The organism is Marinobacter salinisoli (genome assembly GCF_017301335.1).
GTDB classification, from domain to species: domain Bacteria; phylum Pseudomonadota; class Gammaproteobacteria; order Pseudomonadales; family Oleiphilaceae; genus Marinobacter; species Marinobacter salinisoli.
The window spans coordinates 1,726,877-1,752,115 of sequence record NZ_CP071247.1 but is presented as its reverse complement, the minus strand read 5'-3'; the positions used below and the strand labels follow the sequence as shown (position 1 = coordinate 1,752,115).

The 25,239-nt window shown below is 58.6% G+C and carries 24 protein-coding genes; 5 read left to right on the top strand and 19 right to left on the bottom strand.

What is annotated here, in order from left to right:
- Positions 1–53: 53 nt before the first annotated feature.
- The 6 genes from LPB19_RS07990 to rpoE form a co-directional block, all read right to left on the bottom strand.
- Positions 54–2,780 carry a bifunctional diguanylate cyclase/phosphodiesterase gene (locus LPB19_RS07990; protein ID WP_206645533.1) on the bottom strand — a complete coding sequence of 909 codons (2,727 nt, stop codon included), beginning with the start codon at positions 2,778–2,780 and terminating at the stop codon, positions 54–56.
- A gap of 124 nt (positions 2,781–2,904) precedes the next feature.
- The gene (locus LPB19_RS07985) at positions 2,905–4,377 is read right to left on the bottom strand and encodes a DegQ family serine endoprotease (protein ID WP_206645532.1); all 1,473 of its coding nucleotides are present in this window, start codon (positions 4,375–4,377) and stop codon (positions 2,905–2,907) included.
- Between the two features lie 91 nt (positions 4,378–4,468).
- Positions 4,469–4,918, bottom strand: a complete 450-nt coding sequence (locus tag LPB19_RS07980) for a SoxR reducing system RseC family protein (RefSeq protein ID WP_206645531.1) — start codon at positions 4,916–4,918, stop codon at positions 4,469–4,471.
- Positions 4,915–5,832 (bottom strand): MucB/RseB C-terminal domain-containing protein, encoded by a 918-nt coding sequence (locus tag LPB19_RS07975; RefSeq protein WP_228289241.1) that lies wholly within the window; start codon positions 5,830–5,832, stop codon positions 4,915–4,917. The genes LPB19_RS07980 and LPB19_RS07975 overlap by 4 nt, the downstream gene beginning before the upstream one ends.
- 119 nt (positions 5,833–5,951) lie before the next feature.
- On the bottom strand, positions 5,952–6,500 hold the full coding sequence (locus LPB19_RS07970; protein ID WP_206645529.1) for a sigma-E factor negative regulatory protein: 549 nt from the start codon (positions 6,498–6,500) through the stop codon (positions 5,952–5,954).
- Positions 6,501–6,515: 15 nt separating this feature from the next.
- Positions 6,516–7,202 carry an RNA polymerase sigma factor RpoE gene (gene rpoE, locus LPB19_RS07965; RefSeq protein ID WP_206645528.1) on the bottom strand — a complete coding sequence of 229 codons (687 nt, stop codon included), beginning with the start codon at positions 7,200–7,202 and terminating at the stop codon, positions 6,516–6,518.
- 134 nt (positions 7,203–7,336) lie between these two features.
- Between rpoE and nadB the strand changes: the two genes are divergently transcribed.
- The 5 genes from nadB to LPB19_RS07940 all read left to right on the top strand — a co-directional run bounded on the left by nadB (position 7,337) and on the right by LPB19_RS07940 (position 11,681).
- Positions 7,337–8,941: an L-aspartate oxidase gene (gene nadB / locus LPB19_RS07960; protein ID WP_206645733.1), complete on the top strand. Its 1,605-nt coding sequence runs from the start codon at positions 7,337–7,339 to the stop codon at positions 8,939–8,941.
- Between the two features lie 47 nt (positions 8,942–8,988).
- Positions 8,989–9,252: an FAD assembly factor SdhE gene (locus tag LPB19_RS07955; protein ID WP_206645527.1), complete on the top strand. Its 264-nt coding sequence runs from the start codon at positions 8,989–8,991 to the stop codon at positions 9,250–9,252.
- Positions 9,236–9,697 (top strand): hypothetical protein, encoded by a 462-nt coding sequence (locus tag LPB19_RS07950; RefSeq protein WP_206645526.1) that lies wholly within the window; start codon positions 9,236–9,238, stop codon positions 9,695–9,697. Before LPB19_RS07955 ends, LPB19_RS07950 begins: the two co-directional genes overlap by 17 nt.
- A 21-nt stretch (positions 9,698–9,718) precedes the next feature.
- Positions 9,719–10,732 (top strand): CAF17-like 4Fe-4S cluster assembly/insertion protein YgfZ, encoded by a 1,014-nt coding sequence (gene ygfZ, locus LPB19_RS07945; RefSeq protein WP_206645525.1) that lies wholly within the window; start codon positions 9,719–9,721, stop codon positions 10,730–10,732.
- A gap of 115 nt (positions 10,733–10,847) precedes the next feature.
- Positions 10,848–11,681, top strand: coding sequence for an HDOD domain-containing protein (locus tag LPB19_RS07940; protein ID WP_206645524.1), 834 nt, complete (start codon positions 10,848–10,850; stop codon positions 11,679–11,681).
- Positions 11,682–11,684: 3 nt separating this feature from the next.
- Here the strand turns inward: LPB19_RS07940 and ung are convergent, their stop codons facing one another.
- The 13 genes from ung to ffh form a co-directional block, all read right to left on the bottom strand.
- Complete coding sequence (gene ung, locus LPB19_RS07935; RefSeq protein WP_206645523.1) at positions 11,685–12,416, bottom strand: uracil-DNA glycosylase; 732 nt, start codon at positions 12,414–12,416, stop codon at positions 11,685–11,687.
- A 2-nt stretch (positions 12,417–12,418) separates the two neighbouring features.
- A complete protein-coding gene (gene lysS, locus LPB19_RS07930; RefSeq protein ID WP_206645522.1) occupies positions 12,419–13,951 on the bottom strand; it encodes a lysine--tRNA ligase in 1,533 nt (510 codons plus the stop codon).
- A 49-nt stretch (positions 13,952–14,000) separates the two neighbouring features.
- Positions 14,001–15,096, bottom strand: a protein-coding gene (gene prfB / locus LPB19_RS07925; protein ID WP_206645521.1) for a peptide chain release factor 2 whose coding sequence is annotated in 2 segments (ribosomal slippage) — positions 14,001–15,023 and positions 15,025–15,096 — 1,095 coding nt in all. Because the reading frame shifts where the segments join, the coding sequence is not laid out codon by codon here.
- 99 nt (positions 15,097–15,195) lie between these two features.
- Positions 15,196–16,941, bottom strand: a complete 1,746-nt coding sequence (recJ, locus tag LPB19_RS07920; protein WP_206645520.1) for a single-stranded-DNA-specific exonuclease RecJ — start codon at positions 16,939–16,941, stop codon at positions 15,196–15,198.
- 6 nt (positions 16,942–16,947) lie between these two features.
- Complete coding sequence (thrC, locus tag LPB19_RS07915; protein WP_206645519.1) at positions 16,948–18,348, bottom strand: threonine synthase; 1,401 nt, start codon at positions 18,346–18,348, stop codon at positions 16,948–16,950.
- 11 nt (positions 18,349–18,359) lie between these two features.
- A complete protein-coding gene (locus LPB19_RS07910; protein ID WP_206645518.1) occupies positions 18,360–19,661 on the bottom strand; it encodes a homoserine dehydrogenase in 1,302 nt (433 codons plus the stop codon).
- A 149-nt stretch (positions 19,662–19,810) separates the two neighbouring features.
- On the bottom strand, positions 19,811–20,539 hold the full coding sequence (locus LPB19_RS07905) for a thioredoxin fold domain-containing protein (protein ID WP_206645517.1): 729 nt from the start codon (positions 20,537–20,539) through the stop codon (positions 19,811–19,813).
- Positions 20,540–20,672: 133 nt separating this feature from the next.
- Positions 20,673–21,575, bottom strand: a complete 903-nt coding sequence (gene xerD / locus LPB19_RS07900; protein WP_206645516.1) for a site-specific tyrosine recombinase XerD — start codon at positions 21,573–21,575, stop codon at positions 20,673–20,675.
- A gap of 115 nt (positions 21,576–21,690) precedes the next feature.
- On the bottom strand, positions 21,691–22,047 hold the full coding sequence (rplS, locus tag LPB19_RS07895) for a 50S ribosomal protein L19 (protein ID WP_206645515.1): 357 nt from the start codon (positions 22,045–22,047) through the stop codon (positions 21,691–21,693).
- 37 nt (positions 22,048–22,084) lie between these two features.
- Positions 22,085–22,831: a tRNA (guanosine(37)-N1)-methyltransferase TrmD gene (trmD, locus tag LPB19_RS07890; protein WP_206645514.1), complete on the bottom strand. Its 747-nt coding sequence runs from the start codon at positions 22,829–22,831 to the stop codon at positions 22,085–22,087.
- Between the two features lie 3 nt (positions 22,832–22,834).
- The gene (gene rimM / locus LPB19_RS07885; RefSeq protein WP_206645513.1) at positions 22,835–23,362 is read right to left on the bottom strand and encodes a ribosome maturation factor RimM; all 528 of its coding nucleotides are present in this window, start codon (positions 23,360–23,362) and stop codon (positions 22,835–22,837) included.
- A 26-nt stretch (positions 23,363–23,388) separates the two neighbouring features.
- On the bottom strand, positions 23,389–23,628 hold the full coding sequence (rpsP, locus tag LPB19_RS07880; RefSeq protein ID WP_206645512.1) for a 30S ribosomal protein S16: 240 nt from the start codon (positions 23,626–23,628) through the stop codon (positions 23,389–23,391).
- Between the two features lie 163 nt (positions 23,629–23,791).
- On the bottom strand, positions 23,792–25,177 hold the full coding sequence (ffh, locus tag LPB19_RS07875; RefSeq protein ID WP_206645511.1) for a signal recognition particle protein: 1,386 nt from the start codon (positions 25,175–25,177) through the stop codon (positions 23,792–23,794).
- Positions 25,178–25,239 lie beyond the last annotated feature (62 nt).

Sequence of the window (25,239 nt, the reverse complement as noted above, 5' to 3'; positions counted from 1 at the left end):
CCGGAGGCCGGCAACGGCGTGATTTTACCGGTTACCGTCACGCATTGCCATGATCAGGAGATGAGGGGCTTCTCGTACTGGCGGATCAGGAATCCAATCAGGGTATCCTCATCGAGGGGATAACTGAACAGGTTACCCTGACACTGCGTGCAACCAGACGACTTTACGAAACTCAACTGCTGAGGTGTCTCGACGCCCTCGGCAACGACGGTGAGATGCAGTTTGTGGGCCAGCGCAATGACCGCCGATGCGACGTCGGTGGCGCTGACGTTGTAGGGAATATCCCGAATGAACTGATGGTCGATCTTGACCACATCAAGCGGTAACTGCTGGAGCGCCACCAGAGAACAGGTTCCGGTTCCGAAGTCATCGAGGATCAGACACACACCGATGTCATGAAGCGCTACCAGCACCTCTCTGACCGCACGGGCATCCTCATTGAGCAGTTCGGCGGGCATTTCCAGTTCCAGCCGATCCGGCGACACCCCGGTTTCGGTGATGACCTGTCGCACCATATCAAGGAACCCCGGTTCCATCAGTTGCCGGACTGACAGGTTGACGGCCATCTTCAGGGCTTCAAAACCCGCCCTTTCCAATGCCTGGACCTGAATGCAGGCTTGCCGCAGCGCCATTTCGCCCAGCTTTATGATCAGGCCGGTTTCTTCCACCAGGGCGATGAACCGACTGGCCGGAACCAGGCCTTTCTCGGGATGATGCCAGCGCAGCAGCGCCTCAACACCTACAACGCGCTCCGAGGCGAGATCCACTTTCGGCTGGTAGTGCAAAACAAAGCGATCTTCATCCAGCGCAGACGTCAGCTCTTCCTGCTGCAGTAGGCGGCGAGCCGCCTTGATATTCATAGCCTGGGTGAAGAACTGGAAATTATTGCGGCCGAGCTCCTTGGCCTTGTACATGGCAAGGTCGGCGTATTTCATCAGGGTCACCGGGTCTTCACTGTCCGCAGGAACCATGGTGATACCGATACTCGCCGTCACCCCGACTTCGTGATCGTTCAGGCGGATGCGCTGACACACGCGGTTCAGAATACCTTCAGCTACCCGGGCAGCGTCTTCCGGACCACCCACACGGGAAAGCAGGACCACAAACTCGTCACCCCCCAGGCGAGCCACGGAATCATCTTCACGAACCCCGCTCTCCAGCCAGCGGGCCACATTGCACAGCAACTCATCACCCGCATCGTGCCCCAGCGTGTCATTAATGCGCTTGAACCCATCCAGATCCAGCAACATGAGTGCGGCGGATTCGCCCGATCGGCGGCTGCTGACCACCGCATGCCGGAGCCGGTCACGCAGTAACTGCCGGTTCGCCAGCCCGGTGAGGGGATCGTAGAACGCCAGCCGATGCAGTTCCGATTGCGCCGCCTTGAGTTGCGTGAGGTCACGCAGGCTCAAAACCACCCCGTTAACCCCGGGCTCCGTCAGCATGGAGGTATAGGTGCCTTCCATGTCCCGCCACTGCCCCTCGGCATCACGGATTCGAGCACGGGTCACCGGCACCTGCCGACCCGCGTGCCCGACGGCCTCATCAAAGCTCTGCTGCATCTTTGGCCAATCGTCAGCATGCACAAGCGGGGCGAGTTCTAACGAGGGCAAGTGCGCCGGATCGAAGCCGAGAATGTCGTAACTGGACGGGCTGGCAAAGGTAACTCGGCCTTCACGATCCATCACGAGGGTGACATTTGCCGCACCCTCGGTAATGGCGCGGTAACGCCCTGCACTGACCTGAGCCATAAGTCGGGAGCGAATCAGCGTCAGCACCAGCAGAAACAGCAACACACTGATGGCGGCACCGCTACCGAGAACAATAGGCGGGCGGGGATCGGAAGCGAGATAATCGAACGCCGGCGTCGAGCGGGTTTGCAGCAGCCAGTCCCGACCGCCGGCTGAAACCGACTGACTCATCTGGAAACTGAAATCTTCATCCAGGGATCCAAGATTGGAGCCATACATCAGGAAATCCCGCTCCGGAACCCCTTCGTCGTATATCCGAACATCCAGAAACGGCGAAATCAGCCCGACGATACCATCAATCAGATTATTCATCCGGAAGGCGCTGAAGACATACCCGGCCAGCATCATCCGGCGCTCGGTTCGATTGCTTGGCACCTCGCCACCCTGATACACCGGGTAGTACATCAGAAAGCTTGCCTGATCCTCCGCCAGCTCTTCCTGCACCAGAACCAGCTTGCCGGTGACCGTCGGCGTTGCTTCATCCCGCGCCCGCTCCATGGCATCACGATGTACCGGGTCACTAAATGCGTCATAGCCGAGGGCCCGCCGATTGCGATCGGTGCCCGGCTCCAGGTACACCATCGGGTAGTAATCCGGCCCGGTGCCCAGGGGCCTTACAAGGTAACCGGGAATACCATTGGCGCGAACGAAAGCGATATGGTCGGCCATGTCCCGAACATCAATTCGGCGCACATAGCCGATACCCTGAATTCCCGGGTAGTAGCGGTTGATATCGACCTTTTCGATGTATTCCCGCCATTCGTCACGGGAAACACTGCCCGCTACCGAGAACAGGCCAGCACCACCGGCCAGCACCTGCTCGTAATTGAGCAAACGCTCTTCAATGGCTGTTCTGAGCTGCAGGGACTGGGTACGGAAGCGGGCCTCGGTGCGGTCTTCGACCAGGCGAATAGACAACTGCCACAACAGGAAGGTAGCGCCCAGAGCGACAGCCAAAACCAGCCAGGCTGCCCATCCATGACGCAAGGACAGCAGTTGCCCTAAGGTGAGATCCTTTTTCTTCTTCATTTGGTCCGATCCAGTCCCTGGCCGCTCTAATTGAAGTGCGGGCAAGTATAACAAAAAGCCCCCGGAAGTGTCGTGTTTGACACCACCGGGGGCTTGGGAACCGGCTACTTTTCGGACGGTTTTGTCAGGGCTTCATGACCAGATACAGGGCTCTGCCCTCTCTGACCACACGAACCGACACGGCCTTATCCTCCGGCAGAGAAGCAACCACGTCCCGGAACTCCGCTACCGAGGACACGGACTCCCGGTTGATTTCAGTAATCACATCGCGCCGGCGTATACCCGCCTCGAAAGCCGGCCCTCGCGACACCTCGGTGACCAGCACACCTTCACGAACCCCCAGGGAGTCCGCCAGCTCGGCGGGCACTGGCTCCACCGTCAGCCCCAATGGCGCAGACGATGAGGCCGGGCCACCGTCTGCAGGTGCCGAAGCCAGCTGGCCGCCCTGCTCGGGCAAGGCACCAATCTTAACGCCCAACTCCATTTCCTCGCCACGACGGAGAATGGTCAGATTGGCAGTTTCGCCAATCGCCGTTCGCCCTACTTTCGGCGGCAGGTCGGACGACAAATGGATATCCTCGCCCTCGTACTCGAGCACAATATCACCTGACTGCAACCCGGCAGCCTGTGCCGGAGAACCGTCAATTACCTCGGCCACCAGCGCACCACGAGGACGCTTGAGCCCGAAGCTCTCGGCCAGATCCCGGTTCACTTCCTGAATCAGCACACCCAGCCAGCCTCGGGCAACACGACCGTTGTCACGGATCTGACGAAAAACGTTCATCGCATCGTCAATGGGAATGGCAAAAGACACCCCCATAAAGCCTCCGGAGCGGGTGTAGATCTGGGAGTTGATACCGATCACCTCACCGTCCAGATTGAACAGCGGCCCACCGGAGTTGCCGGGATTGATTGCCACGTCCGTCTGGATAAACGGCACGTAGTTTTCCGATGGCAGGGAGCGCCCCAGCGCACTGACAATACCCGCCGTCACCGTATAGTCGAAGCCGAAGGGCGAGCCAATGGCAAACACCCATTCACCAACCTGCAGATCCTCTGAGCGGCCAACCTGAACAACGGGCAAATCGTCACCGTCATTCAGTTTCAATACCGCCAGATCGGATCGGGGATCGGTACCGACGATCCGGGCTGGCAGCTCTCGGCGATCGCTCAGACGCACAATGATTTCATCTGCACCTTCAACAACATGGTTGTTGGTCAGGACATACCCGTCGGACGAAACAATAAATCCGGAGCCCATGGACTGACGGGGCTCATTACCGCCAGGGCCACCAAAGCCGCCCCGGGGGCCGCGCCGGAAAAAGTCCTGGAAGAATTCGGGCAGCTCCTCGAACTCCCGTTCATTGAACGGCAGGCCAAAGGTATTGCCCTGCTTGGGTGCACTGGTGGTACTGATGTTGACCACCGCGCTGGAGTTGTCTTCCACCAGCTCGGTGAAGTCCGGCAACCCCCTGGCGCCAGCGTAAGGACTCCAGGCGCTCAGAAGCATCAGGGACAGCATCAACAGTACCCCGAGAGCGGTTTGGGCTTTCAGGGCCGGCACTGACTGTGCAGCCGCTATGGTTGGTCTCGGCATGGCAAACTCCCTTGTTTTCAATAGCCTGAAATTTATTTTGAGCTGGAAGGGCCGTTTTTCAACTTACAAAACGGTAGGGTTCAGACAGGCGTTAACGAACAGCGCCCGACGGGATTCGGTTCACCCTCAACACCCTGGGCTCGTAGGCATCATCCGAGCGAGACTGCAGCCCGCGCCCGACCATAAAACCACCAGCCAGCCCGATCACCGCACCGGCCATGGCCCACAAATTCGCGCCCCCGGACAGACGATGCCCGGCCACCGTGGCAACCACCATCAACACCAGTGGCAACGCATACGCCAGCACCGAAGCCCCTAGCAGGGCCTTTTCGTCAATGCCCAATGTAACTTCATCGCCCACCGCCGCATTCACCGAATTCCGGACCAGCACCTGATTGGCCCTGCCGGACGTCGCCGCGGCGAGTGCCCGTTGCCCGCAGCCTTTGCGGGCGGAGCAACTGTTGCAAGCGCTTAGGCGAATGGTTTGCACCCAGGCGTGGTCACCTTTCACCGCTACCACTTTGCCTGTTTCGGTAATCATCCACTCTCCCCATTGAGCGCCAGAACATCCTCGACGCGAACTGACTCCGCCACCAGACGAGCCGTCTCGGGCGGGATTTCGCCAACGACGGTCACCATGTAGCGGCCATCGCCAACCGCCAGCGCTTTCATGTATACTGTTGTGGCACCGATCCGCGACACTCCCGTCGGCATGCGGACCTTGCCTTCCGGCTCGACAAAGACTGAGAAAGCGGCAATGCCGTCAGAGTACGCCACCGCCTGCCCCCGTCCGGACCGGGGCGTGGCAGCCGCCATAAAGCCCTCGGGGTGCCACCCCAGGTTCCAGCCACCCACGACCGGCAAGCGTTCATCGGATTCACGGCCACCATCAAGCGGCATCGTAACTTCTTTGCCCCGACTCTGGATTTCAAACTCCTGATCGGCAATGTCGTCGGTAATCTCAAGACTGGTGAACTGGAAATGCTCCAGCACCTTGCCATCGGGATTGGCTATCTGGCTTTTCACCAGCAGCCCCGTGCTTTTCTCAAGCCAGAGTTTGTGGCTGTATCGGTGGGCATCTTTTGCCGTGAGCGCAATGACCACCACCGGATATCCTGCAACACGCCCGTCGCCCTCAAGTTTGGCGGTGTACCACCGGTTCATCGGCACGCCGGCGCCCGCGTAGGCTTCGGCAAACGGACCGGAGGGAATGATCTGATCCAGCCTGACCTCGCCACGACGGGGCAACACACAAACGACTTCCATGCCCTTGCGAACGATTTCCCCACTGCCCCCGTCCTGCAGCACCAGCCGTTCCTGAACCATGCCATCGTGATAACGATGGACAATCCTCAGCGAGTGCATCTGGCTGCCGCGGCCATAAACGAAGACACCCCGGTACGAGGTCATATTGAGCGCTGGCCCGAGGCGTTCCAGCCATTGGCCTGCGGTCATCGCCTCCGCCCGAAGGGGGAAAATCAGAAAAAAAAGAAGGGTAAACAGCGACCAGCTCGCGCACGATTTAGTGAGTTCCTGTCCCTCGCCTCCTGACACCCGCTCCATGCTCGACCCCATCAATAATCAGCGCCACCCGACGCGCTCACCAGACGCGCATAGCCCACAGCACCTCGACCGGCGGCTACACTGTTGTGCTGAGCGTGCTCCAGCAAGTATCGGCTCATGTATTCCCACTGGTCCTGATCCAGACCCTGCAGCGCCACCTCCGGCGTCGTTCCTACTGACTGCTCAGACGCGACCACGGCCGGCACTGAGGGCGACTCAGTTGACTCCCAGCCAGAACCGACACCAAAGCCGACCGCAAGTGCCGCAACCACCATGGCAACGGCCGGCCATTGCCAGCGCGAAACCGATGCAGCTGTGCCGGCATCTGGCGATTTACCGGCGTGAGAGCGGCCTTCGATCGCCTGCCAGACGCCGGAACTGACATCGAAGCCATCGACCGGCGAGGGTCGGCTGTGCATCAGGCAACGAACCTGCTGCCAGCGCTGCCACTGATCCCGGACCTGGTCTTGTCCGTCATGAGACAGCAAGCGCCGAACCGACAGTTCGTCCGCCTCGTCATCCATCATCGCCGAAAGTGTTTCTCTAAGACGATCATCCATAGGAAGCAACCTTGATCATGTCACCGGGTGGTTGAGCAATGGCCCGAGATGTCGGTCCACCGCGTCCCGCGCCCGGAAAATCCGGGAGCGCACGGTGCCGATCGGGCACTCAAGAATCTTTGCAATATCTTCGTAACTTAACCCCTCATACTCCCGAAGCAGAAACGCCGAACGCAACTCTTCCGGCAGGTGCTCAATGGCCTTCTGTAACTCTGCCTGCAGCTCCTGACGTTGCAGGATACGCTCCGGAGAGGCAAGGTCACGCAGCCGCTGGCCATCTTCAAAGGTCTCGGCCTCAGCCACGTCAGCGCTGCCCTGAGGGCGACGGCCACGGGATTCGAGGAAATTCTTGGCGGTATTCACCGCGATCCGGTACAGCCAGGTGTAGAAAGCGCTGTCGCCTCGAAATCGATCCAGAGCCCGATAGGCTTTGACAAAGGTTTCCTGGGTCAGATCCATGACCTCCTGACTGTCATACACATAACGACTGATGATGGAGGCAACCCTGGACTGGTACTTCAATACCAGCAGATCAAAGGCAGACCGATCGCCGTTGCGCACCTTGCGCACCAGTTGCAAGTCGGTCTGACTTTCGGTGGCACCACTCTGTCGCTGGTCTTTGTCGGGAGTCATGGAGGATGCGCCGGGCTTCCCTGTTATCCTGACCGGCTCGCCGGCCTGAATGAGCGTTTTTTGAATCATATTGGCTGTCCGGCATTTCTCGAATGAGTGATTCTGACACCACTTCAACGGCCTGTTACTGTCAGGCCAAATAGACAGCACGCACAAAGTTTAGTTCAATAGGCATCCACATTATGCCCCTCGATCCTAACCCGATGCCACAGTCCTACGAATACGATGTTCTGATTATCGGCAGCGGCGCAGCCGGCCTGACCGTCGCACTCAACCTGCCAGAGCATCTGCGCGTGTGCGTGCTCAGCAAAACCGACATCACCAGCGGTGCCACGCTGTGGGCTCAGGGCGGAATTGCAGCCGTTCTGGACGACGATGATTCCACCGAGGACCACGTCAAGGACACCCTGGCCGCAGGCGCAGGTCTGTGCCACGAGGACGCCGTTCGATTCACCGTTGAGAACGGTCGCGACAGCATCGATTGGCTGATCAATTCCGGGGTCAACTTCACCAAAGATGAAAATGCCCATTTCCATCTGACTCGCGAGGGCGGCCATAGCCATCGCAGAATTATCCATGCCGCCGATGCTACCGGACACGCAGTCTCAACCACACTGGCGGAGCAGGCCGCGGCGCAAAGCAACATTGAGCTCAAGTCCGGCCGGGTGGCAATCGACCTGATCACCCACCGCAAACTGAACCTGCCTGGCAATCGCTGTGTTGGCGCTTACGTGCTCAACCTGGAAGACAACCACGTCGAGCTGTTCCGCGCCCGCTTTACGGTGATCGCCACCGGCGGTGCGTCGAAGGCTTACCGCTACACCACCAATCCCGATGGTGCTTCCGGCGATGGCATTGCGATGGCCTGGCGGGCCGGATGTCGGGTCGCGAACATGGAGTTCAACCAATTTCACCCGACCTGTCTGTACCATCCCCATGCCAAGTCCTTCCTGATTACAGAAGCGGTTCGTGGCGAGGGTGGCCTGCTGAAACTCCCCGACGGCAGCCGGTTTATGGATCGCTTTGACGAGCGCGCGGAACTGGCGCCACGGGATATTGTGGCTCGCGCGATTGACCATGAGATGAAGCGCCTGGGTGCCGATCACCTGCTCCTGGACATCAGCCACAAACCCGCCGACTTCATCCGCCAGCACTTCCCAACCATTTACGAGAAGTGCCTCGGTTTCGGCATCGACATCACCAAGGACCCCATCCCTGTGGTGCCCGCAGCCCATTACACCTGCGGCGGCATCATGACCGACGAGTCCGCCCGTTCTGACGTCAACGACCTGTACGTGGTTGGCGAGGCAGCCTTTACCGGCCTGCACGGTGCCAACCGGATGGCCAGCAACTCCCTGTTGGAATGCCTGGTCTACGGCCGCTCAGCCGCAACCGACATCGCTCAACGGGAAGCCCAGGTCCCGCCAGCGCCCGAAGCCCCGGCCTGGGATGAAAGCCAGGTCCGGGACTCCGATGAAGACGTGGTGATCTCTCACAACTGGGACGAACTGCGCCATTTCATGTGGGATTACGTAGGCATTGTCAGGACGACCAAGCGCCTTCAGCGTGCCAAGCACCGGGTTGATCTGCTTTCCAGTGAAATCGGAGAGTTTTACAACAATTACCGGGTCTCCAACGATTTGCTGGAACTGAGAAACCTGGTGACGGTGGCTGACTTGATTATTTGCTCGGCACTGCAGCGCAAAGAAAGCCGGGGCCTGCACTATACCCTCGACTACCCCGGCCTGAGCAGCGAAGCCAAAGACACTGTGTTGGTGCCAACAACCTACCGAACACTCGCACCTTGAATTGGCGACGCGATCCAGTGAATTCATTCAACCCAACGGAAGTAACTATGTCCGCTCCCACAGACAACACTGAATTCAACCGCCTCTGGTGGCATAGCCGGCGAGGCATGCTTGAACTCGATGTGCTGCTGATTCCCTTTATCGAACAGGTCTACCGTGATTTGCCGGCCGAAGACCAGGCCCGATACCAGAAGCTCCTCAGCTGCGAAGACACCGACATGTTCGAATGGTTTATGCAGCGCAGCCGGCCCGACGACCCCGATCTGCAGCGCATCGTGGACATGATCCTTAACCGTGTTCAGCCGGATTGAGATTCCGCTAGCCCCGTCCGTGCCCGCCGGGATAATCGCCTCACTGCCCTGGCTGGCGATCAGCATTTTTTTGCTGGGCGTTGGGGCGACACGTTATCCCTGGCTGGTGGCTGGCGTCCCACTGACGCTGGCCGGGGCAGCTGTGGTGTTCCGCAAAACCGGCCTGCTGCAAGGCAAGTCAGCGGTGACCTCGCTCTTGCTGGAACAGGGCCAGCTGTATGCTCAGCTGGGCTGTGGTCAGCGTGAGCCGGTCTCCCCCTCCCCCGCCAGCCGGCTGGGCCCGCACCTCACCCTCTTGAAACTCAGCGCCAAAGACTCCACTGTCAGGTCGTACTCGGCGATTCTGATCGGCAGTAACCCTTGCTGCCAAGGCAACGTACCTGGCAACGAGTATCGTCGACTTCGCGTATGGCTGAGACTGGGCCAGCAAGCGCCATCCTCGTAACAACCTGACCTGGAGCACCGAATGACTGACACAGATGCGACCGCCTCAGCGGTGAATTCTGACGACCGAGCCACCGCTCATCTGCCGCGGCCGGCATCCGGCTGGTCGGCGCTGACGGACAGAGTCATTGTCCGTGTCAGCGGCCCGGGCACGGAGCCTTTCCTTCAGGGTCAGTTCAGCCAGAACCTGACCGAAGTGATCTCAAGCCGCTCTCTCCGGGCGGCCGCTTCGACCCCCAAAGGCCGCGCCTACTGCCTGACGCGTCTGGTGCGCGATGGTGACGACATTCTATTTGATTTGCCGACTGCCCTGGCCGACCCCACCATGGCACACCTCAAGAAATACCTGATGCTGTTCCGGGGCACCACCGCCAGCCAGGTTCCGGAGAGTCGTATTCTGGGGCTGTTTGGCACCGACACTGCGTCCGTTCTGGCCGGTGACCGAATCTCGGAACTCACCGCCCCCGGCGACACCCTGAGCACGGATTATGGCCGGCTGATCCGGGTAGAGCCCACGTCAGATGGATTGGCCCGGTTCGAACTCTGGGCCCTCACCGCCGAATCGCCGCTTTCGGCCGATTCCGAACGGCCGCTGGCTGACTGGCACGCAGCCGAAATCGCAGCAGGGATTGCCTCACTCTCGAGCGAAACTCAAGAGCAGTTCGTACCACAGATGCTCAACTGGCAACATGTGGGCGGGGTTCATTTCAAGAAAGGCTGCTACACCGGGCAAGAAGTGATCGCCCGAATGCATTTTCTGGGGCAACTTAAAAAAAGCCTGTTTCGATTTGCTGTGGAGCAGGCACCAGCACTTCCGTTGCCCGGCTCATCGCTGCTGAGCGAGGATCGCTCTGTCGGCACGGTGGTGAATTCCGTGCGCTATGAAAACGGCAGTGTCGAGTTGCTGGCTGTGGTCCGGCACGACGCCAGACTCGACGACCTTCACGCGGAGGCGACACCCGACCAGAAACTGGAACGCCGCCCCCTTCCCTATGCCGTTCCAGAGCAGAATCCCCCTGTAAAGACAGATACATAAGTTGACAGGCAAAGCCCGCTGAATTTGCTATAACGTACGCTTCTTTCAGGAATTAAGCAGGCGGCGACACGTCCGTGCCCGGCGCCTGCGTATAACAACCGGACAGCCACTGAACATGTCGAACATTGTCGAAACCATCAAGACTGACCTGATCACCGCCATCGAGAGCGACAAGCTGCTGCTTCCCACCCTGCCGGAGGTTGCGCTGGAGGTTCGTGAGATCGCCGAGTCTGAGGACTCCTCGATTATGGACCTGGTGAAAGTCATCTCCAACGACACGGCTCTTTCCGCCCGCATCATCCGGGTTTGCAACAGTCCGCTCTTTCGGGGTTCGAGAGCCATCGAAAACCTGAACATGGCGGTAAGCCGGCTTGGCATGGCGTACACCAGCAACCTGGCGATGGGGCTGGCGATGGAACAGATGTTTCAGGCAACCTCGGACATGGTCGACAAGCGCCTGCGCGCCACCTGGCAGACCAGCACCGAAGTGGCTGGCATCTGTCACGTCCTGGCGCAGCACTACACCCGATTGAGACCCGACCAGGCCACACTCGCCGGCCTCGTGCACCTGATCGGTGTGCTGCCGATCCTCCGCTATGTCGAGGATCAGGACATCCAGATCAGCAGCATCATGCTCGACAACGTCATTGAACAGCTGCACCCGAGAATCGGATCCATCATTCTGGAGAAGTGGGACTTTCCGAAAGAGCTTCAGAATGTGCCGCTGGAATACGCCAACTTCCAACGCAAGGTGCCGTCGGCCGACTACGCGGATCTGGTTATGGTTGCCAACCTGCAGCTGGTCGCCGGAACCGGGCATCCTTGGACGGACATGGACTGGAATGGCATTTCCGCCTTTGACCGTCTGGGCCTGGATCCGAACATCGATATGAGCGAAGAAGAGGATCTGAACGCGCAAATGGAAGCCGCCATGGCGCTGCTGCAGTAAGACTTATCCCCGGTAGCGGGCCATGAGCTCGGCCCTGGAGGGCAGCGCCCAGTTGATAGGTTGCTGCCCGTTTTGTTGCAGCCAGTCGTTGGCACGGGAGAAATGCCTGCAGCCGAAGAAACCGCGGTAGGCACTCAGCGGCGATGGATGCGGACCTTCCAGAACCAGATGCCGGTTGCGATCAATATGCTGGCCTTTCTTGCGGGCATAGCTGCCCCAGAGCAGGAAAACCACACCATCACGCTCCCGGTTGATGGTTTCCACCACTTTGTCGGTAAAACGCTCCCAACCCTGCCGCTGGTGGGCGCCAGCCTGCCCCTGCACCACCGTCAACACGCTGTTGAGCAGCAGCACGCCCTCTTCTGCCCACGGCTGCAGACAACCATGATCAGGCGGTTCGATCCCGAGGTCGGACTGGATTTCCTTGAAAATATTCACTAGGGATGGGGGCGTGGCCACGTCCGGCCGTACGGAAAAACACAACCCGTGAGCCTGCCCGGGCCCGTGATAAGGATCCTGCCCCAAAATCACCACAGACACATCGCTCAAAGCGGTGGTATTCAAGGCATTGAAGCAATGCTGACTGGCGGGGAACAACACCTTGCCCGCCCGCTCTTCCCGGGCCAGAAAGTCCGCCAACTGCTGCATATACGGCTGACGGAATTCCGGGCCAAGGTGTTCGGACCAGCCCCGGTCGGGCCTGAGCTGGTTAGCCAGAACCTCAACCGGGGACACGGTTACTCCTCTTCCTTGTGCTGCTCGGCCTTGTGCTCAGGACGCATGGCCGGGAACAGGATCACGTCGCGGATGGACGGGCTGTCGGTCAGCAACATGGCCAGGCGGTCAATACCGATTCCTTCGCCAGCCGTCGGCGGCAGGCCGTACTCCAGCGCCATCACGTAGTCTTCATCGTAGAACATGGCCTCGTCATCCCCGGCGTCTTTCTCGGCTACCTGGGCGTGGAAGCGCTCGGCCTGGTCCTCGGCGTCGTTGAGCTCTGAGAAGCCATTGGCCAGCTCACGACCACCCACAAAGAACTCAAAGCGCTCGGTGACAAACGGATCGCTGTCCTTGCAGCGGGCCAGCGGCGACACTTCTTTCGGGTAATCCGTGATGAAGGTCGGCTGGATCAGTTTGTGCTCAGCTGTGGCCTCAAAAATCTCAATCTGGACCTTACCCAGCCCCCAGTTATCTTTGAGCGGGATGCCGAGCGAGTCGGCCACACGGCGAGCGCTGGCTTCATCACCCAGCTGGCCTGCCTGAATGTCCGGATTGTGCTCGAGGATGGCTTCAACCACGGTCATACGGTGGAATGGCTTGCCGAAGTCGTACTCCACGGTTTCCGTTTCGCCATTGGCCAGTTCACGGGTGTTGACCACCATGGTGGTACCCAGAACCTCACGGGTGATCTGGCGTAGCATGTCCTCGGTGAGATCCATCAGGTCGTTGTAATCGGCATACGCCTGGTAGAACTCCACCATGGTGAACTCGGGATTGTGCCGGGTGGACAGACCTTCGTTACGGAAGTTGCGGTTGATCTCGAACACCCGCTCGAAGCCACCAACAACCAGACGCTTCAGGTACAGCTCGGGGGCAATCCGCATGTACATGTCACGCCCCAGCGCATTGTGGTGAGTCACAAACGGGCGCGCCGTGGCACCGCCCGGAATCACCTGCAGCATCGGCGTTTCCACTTCCATAAACCCGCGAGCATTGAAGTAGTTGCGCATACTGTTGATCAGCTGCGTGCGCATCTGGAAGGTTCTGCGCGTGTCCTCGTTGACCATCAGGTCCACATACCGGTGCCGGTAGCGGGCTTCCATATCGGTCAGGCCCTTGTGCTTTTCCGGCAGCGGACGCAGCGACTTGGTCAGCAGCACGTACTCATCCATCATCACATACAGATCGCCCTTGCCGGATTTGCACAGGGTGCCGCGTACGCCGACGATGTCGCCCATATCCCAATGCTTGGTGTCCTTCTGCACATGCTTGGAAGCGTAGATCTGAATACGCCCGGTCATGTCCTGAACCACTTTGAATGCCTTCCGGTCCAGCATCATGCGGCCAGCAATGGCCACTTTGATATCAAGCTGTTCCAACTCTTCCTTACTCTTCTCACCGTATTTTTCCTGCAGCTCGGCTGCCGTGGCGTCACGGCGGAAGTTATTGGGGAAGGGATTGCCCTGAGTGCGCATGTCCGCCAGCTTGGCGCGACGCTCGGCAATCAGCTTGTTGTCCTCGTGCTGTGCATTCTGAGTCTGTTCAGTCATGTTGGCTCACTAAAATCGGGGATGTCCGGGTTCGTCTGGCGCTGAATAATTACAGCGCCATCTTCAGGCTGGCTTCGATGAACTTATCGATATCGCCGTCCAGCACGGCCTGGGTGTTACTGGTTTCCACCTTGGTACGCAGATCCTTGATCCGGCTGTCATCCAGCACGTAAGACCGGATCTGACTACCCCAACCGATGTCGGCTTTGGCGTCCTCGGCCTTCTGCTTCTCGGCGTTGCGCTCCTGCATCTCGCGCTCGAATAGCTTGGCCTTCAGCTGTTTCATGGCCTGGTCTTTGTTCTGGTGCTGGCTTCGGCCAGCCTGACAGGCCACAACAATGCCGGTGGGGTTGTGGGTCAGACGAACCGCCGATTCGGTCCGGTTAACGTGCTGACCACCGGCACCGGAGGCGCGGTACACGTCGACACGCAGATCCGCCGGATTGATTTCAATCTCAAAGCTGTCATCGACTTCCGGGGACACGAATACCGACGAAAACGACGTGTGACGACGGTTACCGGAATCGAACGGCGATTTACGGACCAGGCGGTGCACGCCGGTCTCGGTGCGCAACCAACCGTAGGCGTAGTCGCCCTGGATGTGAACGGTGGCACTCTTGATGCCGGCCACTTCACCCTCCTGCAGTTCGACGATCTCGGCCTTGAAGCCGCGACGCTCGGCCCAGCGCAGGTACATCCGCAGCAGCATGTTGCCCCAATCCTGGGCCTCGGTGCCGCCGGAACCGGCCTGGATATCCAGGTAGGCGTTATTGGCGTCCATTTCGCCGGAGAACATCCGGCGGAACTCGAGCTTCTCAAGGTCCTGATCCAGACCACCAAGATCCGACTCGATTTCCTCGACGGTGCCTTCGTCGTCTTCCTCTACCGCCAGTTCCAGCAGGCTTTCTGCATCGGACAGCCCGTTGGTCAGATTGTCGATGGTCTTGACGATCAGCTCCAGGTCGGACCGCTCCTTGCCCAGCGCCTGCGCCCGCTCGGGATCATCCCACACCGTGGGCTGCTCCAGTTCACGCTCTACTTCAACCAGTCGCTCACTACGATGGTCGTAGTCAAAGATACCCCCTAAGCGCTTCAGTGCGCTCACGGAGTTCTTTAATCTTCGTCACAATGGGATTGATTTCCATGAAACCCTTACTCGCTCTCGAAAATGATGAGTAAAAACAGTGGCGGGATTCTACCGGAAAACGGTAGTCAAATCAGCCGCGGCAAACCGATACGTGGCCTTAGAGGCGAGCACCGGACAGCGGCTCAAGATGATCCACCAGTAACTGCAGAGTTGTTCGACCGCGGAAGGTGTTGGCGTCCGGTTTGTAAACCACCCGCGCACCGGTGCGGGTGTAATCCGGAACTTCGGAGCCGGTATTGAACGCAATGCCATCTACGATGTCGCCGCCGGCCACCGGCTTCAATACCAGTTTCAGGTGGTTTTCACCCACGATCCGCTGGCTGACCACGTGGAATTCACCATCGAATACAGGCTCGGGAAAATGCTGCCCCCAGGGCCCCGATCGCTTGAGCAGCAAGGCTGTATCCAGGCACAACTCATCGACGCTCAAGGGCCCGTCCGTGACGATTGTGGCTTCCAGATCGTCAGCACTCAGGCTTGTCCGCACTGCGTCATCAAAGGCCTTTGAAAACCGATCAAGGTCACTGCGCGCCAGGGTCATGCCAGCGGCCATCGCGTGTCCGCCGAACTTTTTAATCATACCCGGGTGCAGCGCATCCACCGAGGCCAGCACATCCCGGATATGCAAGCCGGGGATCGACCGGGCCGACCCCTTGATATCCTCGCCATTGTCGTCGCCGGCAAAGGCAATGGTGGGGCGGTGGGTTTGCTCGCGAATACGGGCCGCCAGAATGCCGATAACGCCCTGATGCCAGTCCGGGTCGAACAACGCCAGTCCCCAGGGCAAGCCATCAACATCCAGGGACATGGAGGCAAGCAACTCCTGCGCCTGGGCCTTCATATCCCGCTCGATATTCCGGCGCTCACGATTGAACGTATCCAGCTCTCTGGCAAGCCGTTGAGCTTCCTGATCGCTGTCCGCCAGCAAACAGGCAATACCGACACTCATATCGTCCAGGCGGCCCGCCGCGTTCAGCCGTGGCCCAACCACAAACCCCAGATCGGAAGAACTGATGGCGGAGTGGTCTCGACCGGCCACCTCGAGCAACGCCAGAATGCCGGGCCGTGCAGCACCCTGCCGAATTCGCCGCAGCCCCTGCTCCACAAAAATCCGGTTGTTGTGATCGAGCGGAACGACATCGGCCACAGTACCCAGTGCCACCAGGTCCAGAAGCGTGCCTAGATTCGGCTCCGGCGTGGGCAGCAGCCCCGCCTCGCGCAGGCGCTTTCGCAACCCGGTAAGCACGTAAAACATGACCCCAACACCCGCCGCGTGTTTACTGAGGAATTCACAACCGGGCTGATTGGGATTCACGATGGCGTCAGCATCGGGCAACTCCTTGCCCGCCAAATGATGGTCGGTGACCACCACCTTTACGCCGAGATTGCGGGCGACCCGAACCCCTTCAACGGCGGAGATGCCGTTGTCCACTGTCACCAGCAGATCCGGCAGATCTCCATCCTGCTGCAAACGCTCGATGATTCCCGGCGTCAGACCATAACCGTCAGAGAACCGGCTAGGCACGCGAAAATCGACATCACGCAGACCCAGCATGGACAACCCCAGCATCGCCACCGCGGTACTGGTCGCACCATCGGCATCGAAATCGCCAAGAACCAGCACCCGCTGCTGCTGTTCGACTGCCTCTGCCAACAAGGTAATGGCGCGATCCATGCCCTTGAGAGCCATGGGGGAAGCCAGCGACCGGAGGGTATAGTCAAGCTGCCCGTCCGAGGTGACCCCTCGGGCGGCGTAAAGACGGCGGAGTAAAGGTGGGAGCGACGCCCCCCAGGCCGGCGTCGAATCCGGCAGGGGGCGTCGAACAATCTTTTTAGCAGTCATGCCGGATCAGGCGTTCTTCCAGTGGGAGGCGATAAACTCCTGGACACCGGCAATGTTGTTGTCCAGTACCGTATAGCGCTCCTCACGATCGAACAGATCCGCCATATGAGATGGCAATTCTGGCTTCACCGCCAGCCCGGAGGCTGCGATGGCATCCGGGAATTTGGCCGGATGCGCAGTACCCAGCGTGATCATGGGGACCTTGTCATCACGCCGGCAATTGCGTGCGGCCCGCACGCCAATGGCGGTGTGAGGGTCAAGCAGGTATTCATTCTGCTCGTAGATTTCCCGAATGGTGTCACAGGTCGCCTGATCATCCACCGTATCGCTGTCAAACAGCTTCCGGGCATGCTTCCAGCGGTAGTCCTCAATACTCACCGGGCCCTTGGCAGCATCTTCCAGCAACGCTTTAACCGCTTCGCCGTCACGGCCATGAAGATCGAACAACAGCCGCTCGAAGTTGCTGGACACCATGATATCCATGCTCGGGGACAGGGTATGTTCCAGCGTGCGTTGCTCGTAGCGATTACCACTCATGAAACGGTGCAGAATATCGTTTCGGTTGGTGGCAATAACCAGCTGCGAGATCGGCAGCCCCATCTTTTTCGCCAGGTAACCGGCGAAAATATCACCGAAGTTTCCGGTGGGCACCGAAAACGCCATGCTCCGATCGGGCCCACCCAGCGCCAGTGACGCCTCGAAATAGTAAACGATCTGGGCCATGATCCGGGCCCAGTTGATGGAATTCACCGCGGCCAGCTGAGTCTTGCCGCTGAGAAACCCCTGATTACCGAAGCTTTCCTTGACCATCCGCTGGCAGTCGTCGAAATTGCCCCGCACAGCGATATTGTGGATGTTGTCGCCATGCACCGTCGTCATCTGGCGGCGCTGAACCTCGGAAACCCGTTCGTGGGGATGCAGAATGAAAATATCGACGTGCTTGCAGCGACGACAGCCCTCAATCGCAGCCGAGCCGGTGTCCCCAGACGTGGCCCCCATAATGACCACGTGTTGATTGCGCTTTTCCAGCACGTAATCAAGCAGACGGCCTAACAGCTGTAGAGCGAAATCCTTGAACGCCAGCGTTGGGCCTCGGAACAATTCCTGAACCCACTCGTTCGTATCCAGCTGCACCAGCGGTGCCACCGCCTTGTGGTTGAATACCGCGTAGGTTTCTTCCAGCATCTGGCGGAAGTCATCCTCTGGGATGGCATCGTCCACAAACGGATACATGACATTGAATGCCAGCTGGCTGTACGGCAGTCCACGCCAGCTTCGAATCTCCTCCAGGCTAAAATGAGGCAGAGATTCAGGCACATACAGCCCCCCATCCGAGGCCAGACCGGTCAGCAGAACATCTTCAAAGCCCAAGGCGGGGGCTTCACCCCGCGTACTGATATATCTCACTGGGGTACCTGTCAGTTAAAGTTTTCAGCGCGGATGCGAACAACCTGACCATCCGTGTCGGCCAGAGCTTCGAGCTCTTCGATGGCTCGATTCATCTGCCGCTCCTGAACCGTGTGGGTCAGGATAATCACCGGAATGCGGCCATCCTTCAGCTCAGACTCCTTCTGCATAATGGACTCAATATTGATCCCATGTTCGCTGAGGATGGACGAAATGTTCGCCAGTACGCCCGGACGATCCAGAGCCGTAATGCGAAGGTAATAAGCCGAATGCACATCTTCCATCGGCAGAACGGAGAGATCCTCCACCGCGTCCGGCTCGAAGCCGAGGTAAGGAATACGCTGCTCACTGCCAGCAGATACCGCCCGAGCGACATCCACGATATCCGCGATCACCGCGGAGGCAGTCGCTTCGTCACCGGCACCGGGTCCGTAATACATGGTCTGACCGACAGCATCGCCATCAACCAGCACGGCGTTCAGAACGCCATCAACCTTGGCGATGAGATGACTTTGGGGAATCAGCGTCGGATGCACTCGCAATTCGATACCATCATCTCGGCGACGGGCAATACCCAGATGCTTGATCCGGTAACCAAGCAGTTCAGCATGAGCAATATCGTAAGGCGTAATCTTGGAAATCCCTTCGGTAAAGGCTTTCTCAAACTGCAAGGGAACCCCGAAACCGGCGGATGCCAGAATGGTCAGTTTGTGGGCCGCATCGATGCCCTCAACGTCAAACGTAGGATCTGCCTCGGCGTAACCCAGGTCCTGGGCCTCTTTCAGCACTTCGGCAAATTCCCGACCGGCACGCATTTCGGTCAGGATATAGTTGCCGGTGCCGTTGATGATGCCGGCAATCCAATCGATACGGTTGGCGGCCATGCCCTCGCGAATCGACTTGATCACCGGAATGCCGCCGGCAACACCCGCCTCATAAGCCACGACGACACCGGCCTTTTGAGCCGCGTCGAAGATTTCATTGCCATGCACGGCAATCAGGGCCTTGTTAGCGGTAACAACGTGTTTGCCATTGCGAATGGCGGCTAATACCAGTTCCTTGGCGGTGTCGTAGCCACCAATCAGCTCGACAACAATATCTACGGCAGGATCGTTCACGACATCGAAGATGTCGGTGGTAAAAGGGATGTCCCCCAGATCCATATCCGTACGCGGACGACGGCTGGCGATTCGGCTGATGCGAATCCCGCAGCCTGCCCTGCCGGCAATCAGCCGGGCATTACGGGTCAAGACATTGAATGTACCGCTACCAACGGTCCCCAGTCCGCAAATTCCGACGTTAACGTCCTTCAAACTATCACCCTCTGATCCCGAAAAGTTCACTAAACAATCACTAAAGAGGAGGCATAGTATACCGATTAGGGTGCCACTGATAAGCCCCGGCCAGGAAACGACTCAAATCGGTGAACCGCCCCCGGGCGAGTGTGAGAAGGCCGAAAAAATCAGAGCAGCCCCAGGCCCTTGGCGAGGTTGCTGGCAGGCACGTAGCCACGCACCATATTGCCATCTTCCAGCAGGATCGCCGGGGTGCCAGTGACGCCCACTCGACCACCAAGCTGGAACTGTTCCAGCACCGGGTTATCACAGGTCGATGCGGTCACCGAGCGGCCACCTTTGGCAGCGTCCATGGCCGCCTGCTGGTCGTCGGCACACCAGACAGACACATACTTGTTGAACGACGGCGTACCCGGCCCCGAACGCGGGAAGCCATAGTAATTCACGGTAATTCCGTACGCATTAAGCTCAGGGACTTCGTCGTGGAGTTTACGGCAGTAGGGACAGTCGATATCGGTGAAGACATCAATCACCGCCTTTTCCTCACCCTCGGCCGGGAACTGAATAACCCCCTTATCGCCGAATTCAGCCATCAGCCTGTTCCGCCGGTTGGCCCGCGCCTCTTCCGTTACATTGGCAACACCGGCGTCAGTCAGTCTCAACAGATCGCCACTGAGCACATGTTTGCCATCGGCTGTGCTGTAGATGGTCTCACCACTGCGGGTTTCTACCGTATACAGCCCTTTCGCTTCGGACTCGGTCACTGACTCAATCTGCAAGCCAGGAACCGCCGCCGCGAGTCGCTCCGCGATCAGATCCTCCACCTCACCGGCCACGGCAGGGGCCCCGAAACCGGCGACCAAACCAAGCACCGCGATAACTCTTCGCACATTCATTCTGGCAACCATAAAAAACGATCCAATTAGATGAATTCAAACCCAGCCCGATCCGGCGGGCCTTGAGAAGCACGGAACTGCGACACGGGCATCCCGCGAAAGTTCAGCCCAACCTTACCCAAAAACACCGAAATCAGCCACGGGGATGATGGGATTGGTGCAGGGACTGCAGCCGCTGGCGCGCCACGTGGGTGTATATTTGCGTCGTGGACAGGTCGGCATGCCCCAGCAACATCTGAACAACGCGCAAATCCGCCCCGTGATTAAGCAAATGAGTCGCGAAGGCATGCCTGAGCGTGTGCGGGGACAAATGCTTCCGAATCCCGACTCGCGCTGCATAGTGCTTGATTCGGTACCAGAAAGTCTGTCGTGTCATAGCCGCAGCACGACTGCCCGGAAACAGGGCGTCACAGGACTTCCCTCTCAGCAGCTCACCACGGCCCTCTCTCATATAGCGCAGCAACCAGTCGACGGCTTCCTCACCGAGCGGCACCAGACGCTCCTTGTTCCCCTTACCGGTAATGCGGACCACGCCCTGGCGCAGATTGACCTGATCCACCCGGAGCTCAGTCAACTCTGACACCCGCAACCCGCAACCATACAGCACCTCGAGCATTGCCCTGTCTCGCAGCTCAATGGGAACCCCCGGGTCCGGCTCGCTGAGCAGAGCATCCACCTCTTCTTCTGTGAGGGCGTCAGGCAAGCGCTTGGGCAGACGGGGGCTCTCCACACGGAGGGTCGGATCTTCCTCAATAAGCCCCTCCCGCAACAGGAAGCGGTAGAACCGGCGCAAACCGGACAGGCGCCGGGCCGCTGTGGATGCCTTCACACCCTCCACCAACCCGCGAGATACCCAACCCAACACATCGGTTCGCTGGACGGCGGCCAGCAACGGCCGCCCCGGACGATGCTCCAACCATTGAGCGAAGCGAGCAAGATCACTCCGATACGCGGAACGGGTCTTTTCACCCAGACCATCCTCCAACCAGAGCGCATCGGTAAAACGGGCGATAACCGCCTCATCGTCGGGTCTCAAAGCACCACCTCAAACAAATGAAAACTGCGCAGAAGCATGCCCCACTTTTTCATCGGACACAAAAAAGGCAGCCGTGAGGCTGCCCTTTTTTTCGAGTCTGTTCAGCAAGTGCTGATCAGCCCAGCTTCTCCTTGATACGAGCTGCCTTACCAGACAGGTCGCGCAGGTAGTAAAGCTTGGCCTGACGCACGTCACCGCGACGCTTCACACTGATGCTGTCGATCAGCTTAGAATGCGTCTGGAACGTACGCTCAACACCGACACCGTAAGAAATCTTACGCACGGTGAAGGCAGAGTTCAGACCACGGTTACGCTTACCGATCACCACACCCTCGAACGCCTGCAGACGCTCACGGTTTCCCTCGGTAACACGTACCTGAACAACCACGGTATCACCCGGCGCGAACGCAGGGATTTCCTTGGTCATCTGTTCTGCTTCAAGTTGACTGATGATGTTGTTCTTGCCGCTCATCGTAATGCTCCTGATACCCAATCTATCAATGCCCTGATTATTCAGAGGCACCCGGTTCGTTCAAAATCTCATCCAGTAGCTGGCGCTCTTCTTCCGTAAACACCCGCCGTTCCAGCAGGTCGGGGCGCCGCTCCAGAGTTCGCCTCAGCGACTGCTTCAGCCGCCAACGCCGGATCTGATCATGGTGACCGCCCAATAAAACATCCGGCACCGCCTGACCTTCATAAACTTCGGGCCGAGTGTAGTGCGGACAATCCAGCAAACCGTCAGCAAAAGAATCCTGCTCCGCTGACTGCGCATGACCCAGCGCTCCGGGGATGAGGCGCGTAACCGCATCAATGACTGCCATGGCAGCCAGTTCGCCACCGGATAGCACAAAATCACCCAGCGACACTTCCCGATCCACCTCAGAGGCAATCAGGCGCTCATCAACACCCTCGTACCGACCCGCGACCAGGATCAGCGATTCGCTTGAAGCCAGTGACTCCACGCCAGACTGATCCAACCTCTCGCCCTGAGGCGACATGTACACCACGCAAGCCTTTCCAGGTGCTGCCTGCCGTGCCGCATGAATCGCGTCCCGAAGCGGCTGAATTTTCATCAGCATGCCAGGGCCACCACCATAGGGCCGGTCATCCACGGTGCGATGACGGTCATGGGTGAAATCCCTGGGATTCCACGCACTGAAGGTGAGAAGCTCATCCCGAACTGCTCTACCCGTTATTCCATAATCCGTTACCGCACTGAACATCTCCGGGAACAGACTGACCGCGCCAATCCACACCCGTCAGAACTCCGGATCCCAGTCAACCACCATACGACCCATCGCCAGATCAATGTCCTGAACAACCTGACCCGGCAAGTAGGGAATCAAACGTTCCCGCTGATCGATGGACGCCGCAGATGCGTGTATGACCAACACATCATTGGCACCGGTTTCCATCAGGTGATGCACCTTACCCAAGGGCTCACCCTCAACCGTGAACACGTCCAGGCCTTCGAGCTGGTACCAGTAGTATTCCCCAGCGGGAAGCTCCGGCAACTCATCAATACCTACTCGAACTTCTGCACCGCAGTAAGTCCGAGCGACGTCACGATCATCTATACCTTTCAGCCTGACGACGATCCCCTGCCCCTGGCGACGACCTTCCTCGAGCTTTATCGGAACACGCCTACCGTCCAGGTCGAGAACCCAGTCCCGGTAATTCAATATTCCTTCTTTGGGGTCTGTATAGGAGAAGACCTTCAGCCATCCCTTGACCCCAAACACCGAGGTAATCCGGCCGATCACAGTTTCCTGCGAATGCTGTGTCATGACCAGGCCCCGGCTCTAGAACGAAATTACTTAGCAGCCTTCAGCAGCTGTGCGACGCGCTCGCTGGCCTGGGCGCCTTTACCCAGCCAGAAGTCGACGCGGTCTTGATCGACACGCAGACGCTCTTCCTGGCCACGAGCAATCGGATTAAAGAAACCAACACGCTCAATGAAACGACCGTCGCGGGAGTTCCGGCTGTCAGTGACTGTCAGATGGTAGAACGGGCGCTTCTTGGAGCCACCACGAGCCAAACGGATAGTTACCATTTAACTAATATCCTGTCCTGTTGTACGAACTTTGTACGCCCCGCACCACACCAAACACGGCTGACGCGAGGACCCATACTCGAAAGGGCCGCTATTCTATGCTAAAAACCCGGCAATGAAAACAGGGAAACGCGTTGTTTACCCGTTTTCGGTATACGGCATTTTACATACGCCCGAAGGGCGGCATGCCACCACCGCCGCCGGGCGGCATCATACCACCCATGCCGCGCATCATGTTGGCCATGGCGCCTTTTTTACTGAATTTCTTCATCATTTTCTGCATCTGCTTGTGCTGCTTGAGCAGCCGGTTCACATCCTGAATCTGAGTACCGGAGCCTGCCGCGATTCGACGCTTGCGGGAGTTATTGATCACGTCAGGGTAACGCCGTTCTTTTGGCGTCATGGAACTGATGATCGCTTCCATCTGGCCAACAGACTTATCATTCACCTGCTGCTGGGCCATCTGCGCCATTTGGCCCATGCCAGGCAGCTTGTCCAGCAGGCCGCCAATACCCCCCATATTCTTCATCTGCTGCAACTGATCGCGGAAGTCTTCCAGATCGAAGCCTTTGCCCTTCTTGATCTTCTTGCTGAGCTTCTGCGCTTTCTCTTTATCGAGTTTGCGCTCCGCCTCCTCTATAAGAGAAAGCACATCCCCCATGCCAAGAATTCGGGACGCGACACGATCCGGGTGAAACGGCTCCAGGGCATCTGACTTCTCGCCCACACCCAAAAACTTGATTGGCTTGCCGGTAATGTGGCGAACCGATAGTGCAGCACCCCCGCGGGCATCGCCATCGGTCTTGGTCAGCACCACGCCGGTCAGCGGCAGCGCATCATTGAACGCCTTGGCGGTGTTGGCAGCGTCCTGACCGGTCATCGCATCAACAACGAAGAGCGTCTCGACCGGCTCGACCGCCTTGTGCAGTCTTCCGATCTCGCCCATCATCTGCTCATCGATATGCAGTCGGCCGGCGGTATCCAGAATCACTACGTCGATGTGTTTTTTGCGAGCGGCATCGATAGCGCCTTCAGCAATATCAACCGGGTCCTGATCGCCGGTACTGGGGAAAAACTCAACACCCACTTCACCCGCCAGGGTTTCAAGCTGCTTGATCGCAGCCGGGCGGTAGATATCAGCGCTCACCACCAAAACCGATTTCTTTTCCCGCTCTTTAAGGAAGCGCGACAGCTTGGCGACGGTTGTGGTTTTACCCGCGCCCTGCAAACCGGCCATCATGATCACTGCCGGCGGGCGCGAGGCCAGATTGAGCGAAGCATTGCCCTCGCCCATCACACGTTCCAGCTCTTGCTGGACCACTTTCACAAACACCTGACCCGGCGTCAGGCTGCGCTGAACTTCCTGGCCAATGGCTCGCTTTCTTACGCCCTCAACAAAATCCTTGACCACGGGCAGGGCGACATCGGCCTCAAGCAAAGCCATGCGCACTTCGCGGAGCGTGCTCTTGATGTTGTCATCGGTTAACCGCGCCTGACCAGAAATCTTACGCAGGCTACCGGAAAGTCGGTCTTGGAGATTCTCAAACATTTCGCTCTTCCGTACCCCGGATAAATTGAGTGCATGGTCCTCAGAGCCAGCCACGGCTCCTT

Coding starts and splice junctions, on each gene's coding strand:
- LPB19_RS07990 (WP_206645533.1), bottom strand. CDS start 2,780: ATGAAGAAGAAAAAGGATCTCACCTTAGGGCAACTGCTGTCCTTGCGT.
- LPB19_RS07985 (WP_206645532.1), bottom strand. CDS start 4,377: ATGCCGAGACCAACCATAGCGGCTGCACAGTCAGTGCCGGCCCTGAAA.
- LPB19_RS07980 (WP_206645531.1), bottom strand. CDS start 4,918: ATGATTACCGAAACAGGCAAAGTGGTAGCGGTGAAAGGTGACCACGCC.
- LPB19_RS07975 (WP_228289241.1), bottom strand. CDS start 5,832: ATGACCGCAGGCCAATGGCTGGAACGCCTCGGGCCAGCGCTCAATATG.
- LPB19_RS07970 (WP_206645529.1), bottom strand. CDS start 6,500: ATGGATGATCGTCTTAGAGAAACACTTTCGGCGATGATGGATGACGAG.
- rpoE (WP_206645528.1), bottom strand. CDS start 7,202: ATGATTCAAAAAACGCTCATTCAGGCCGGCGAGCCGGTCAGGATAACA.
- nadB (WP_206645733.1), top strand. CDS start 7,337: ATGCCACAGTCCTACGAATACGATGTTCTGATTATCGGCAGCGGCGCA.
- LPB19_RS07955 (WP_206645527.1), top strand. CDS start 8,989: ATGTCCGCTCCCACAGACAACACTGAATTCAACCGCCTCTGGTGGCAT.
- ygfZ (WP_206645525.1), top strand. CDS start 9,719: ATGACTGACACAGATGCGACCGCCTCAGCGGTGAATTCTGACGACCGA.
- LPB19_RS07940 (WP_206645524.1), top strand. CDS start 10,848: ATGTCGAACATTGTCGAAACCATCAAGACTGACCTGATCACCGCCATC.
- lysS (WP_206645522.1), bottom strand. CDS start 13,951: ATGACTGAACAGACTCAGAATGCACAGCACGAGGACAACAAGCTGATT.
- recJ (WP_206645520.1), bottom strand. CDS start 16,941: ATGACTGCTAAAAAGATTGTTCGACGCCCCCTGCCGGATTCGACGCCG.
- LPB19_RS07905 (WP_206645517.1), bottom strand. CDS start 20,539: ATGAATGTGCGAAGAGTTATCGCGGTGCTTGGTTTGGTCGCCGGTTTC.
- rplS (WP_206645515.1), bottom strand. CDS start 22,047: ATGAGCGGCAAGAACAACATCATCAGTCAACTTGAAGCAGAACAGATG.
- rimM (WP_206645513.1), bottom strand. CDS start 23,362: ATGACACAGCATTCGCAGGAAACTGTGATCGGCCGGATTACCTCGGTG.
- rpsP (WP_206645512.1), bottom strand. CDS start 23,628: ATGGTAACTATCCGTTTGGCTCGTGGTGGCTCCAAGAAGCGCCCGTTC.
- ffh (WP_206645511.1), bottom strand. CDS start 25,177: ATGTTTGAGAATCTCCAAGACCGACTTTCCGGTAGCCTGCGTAAGATT.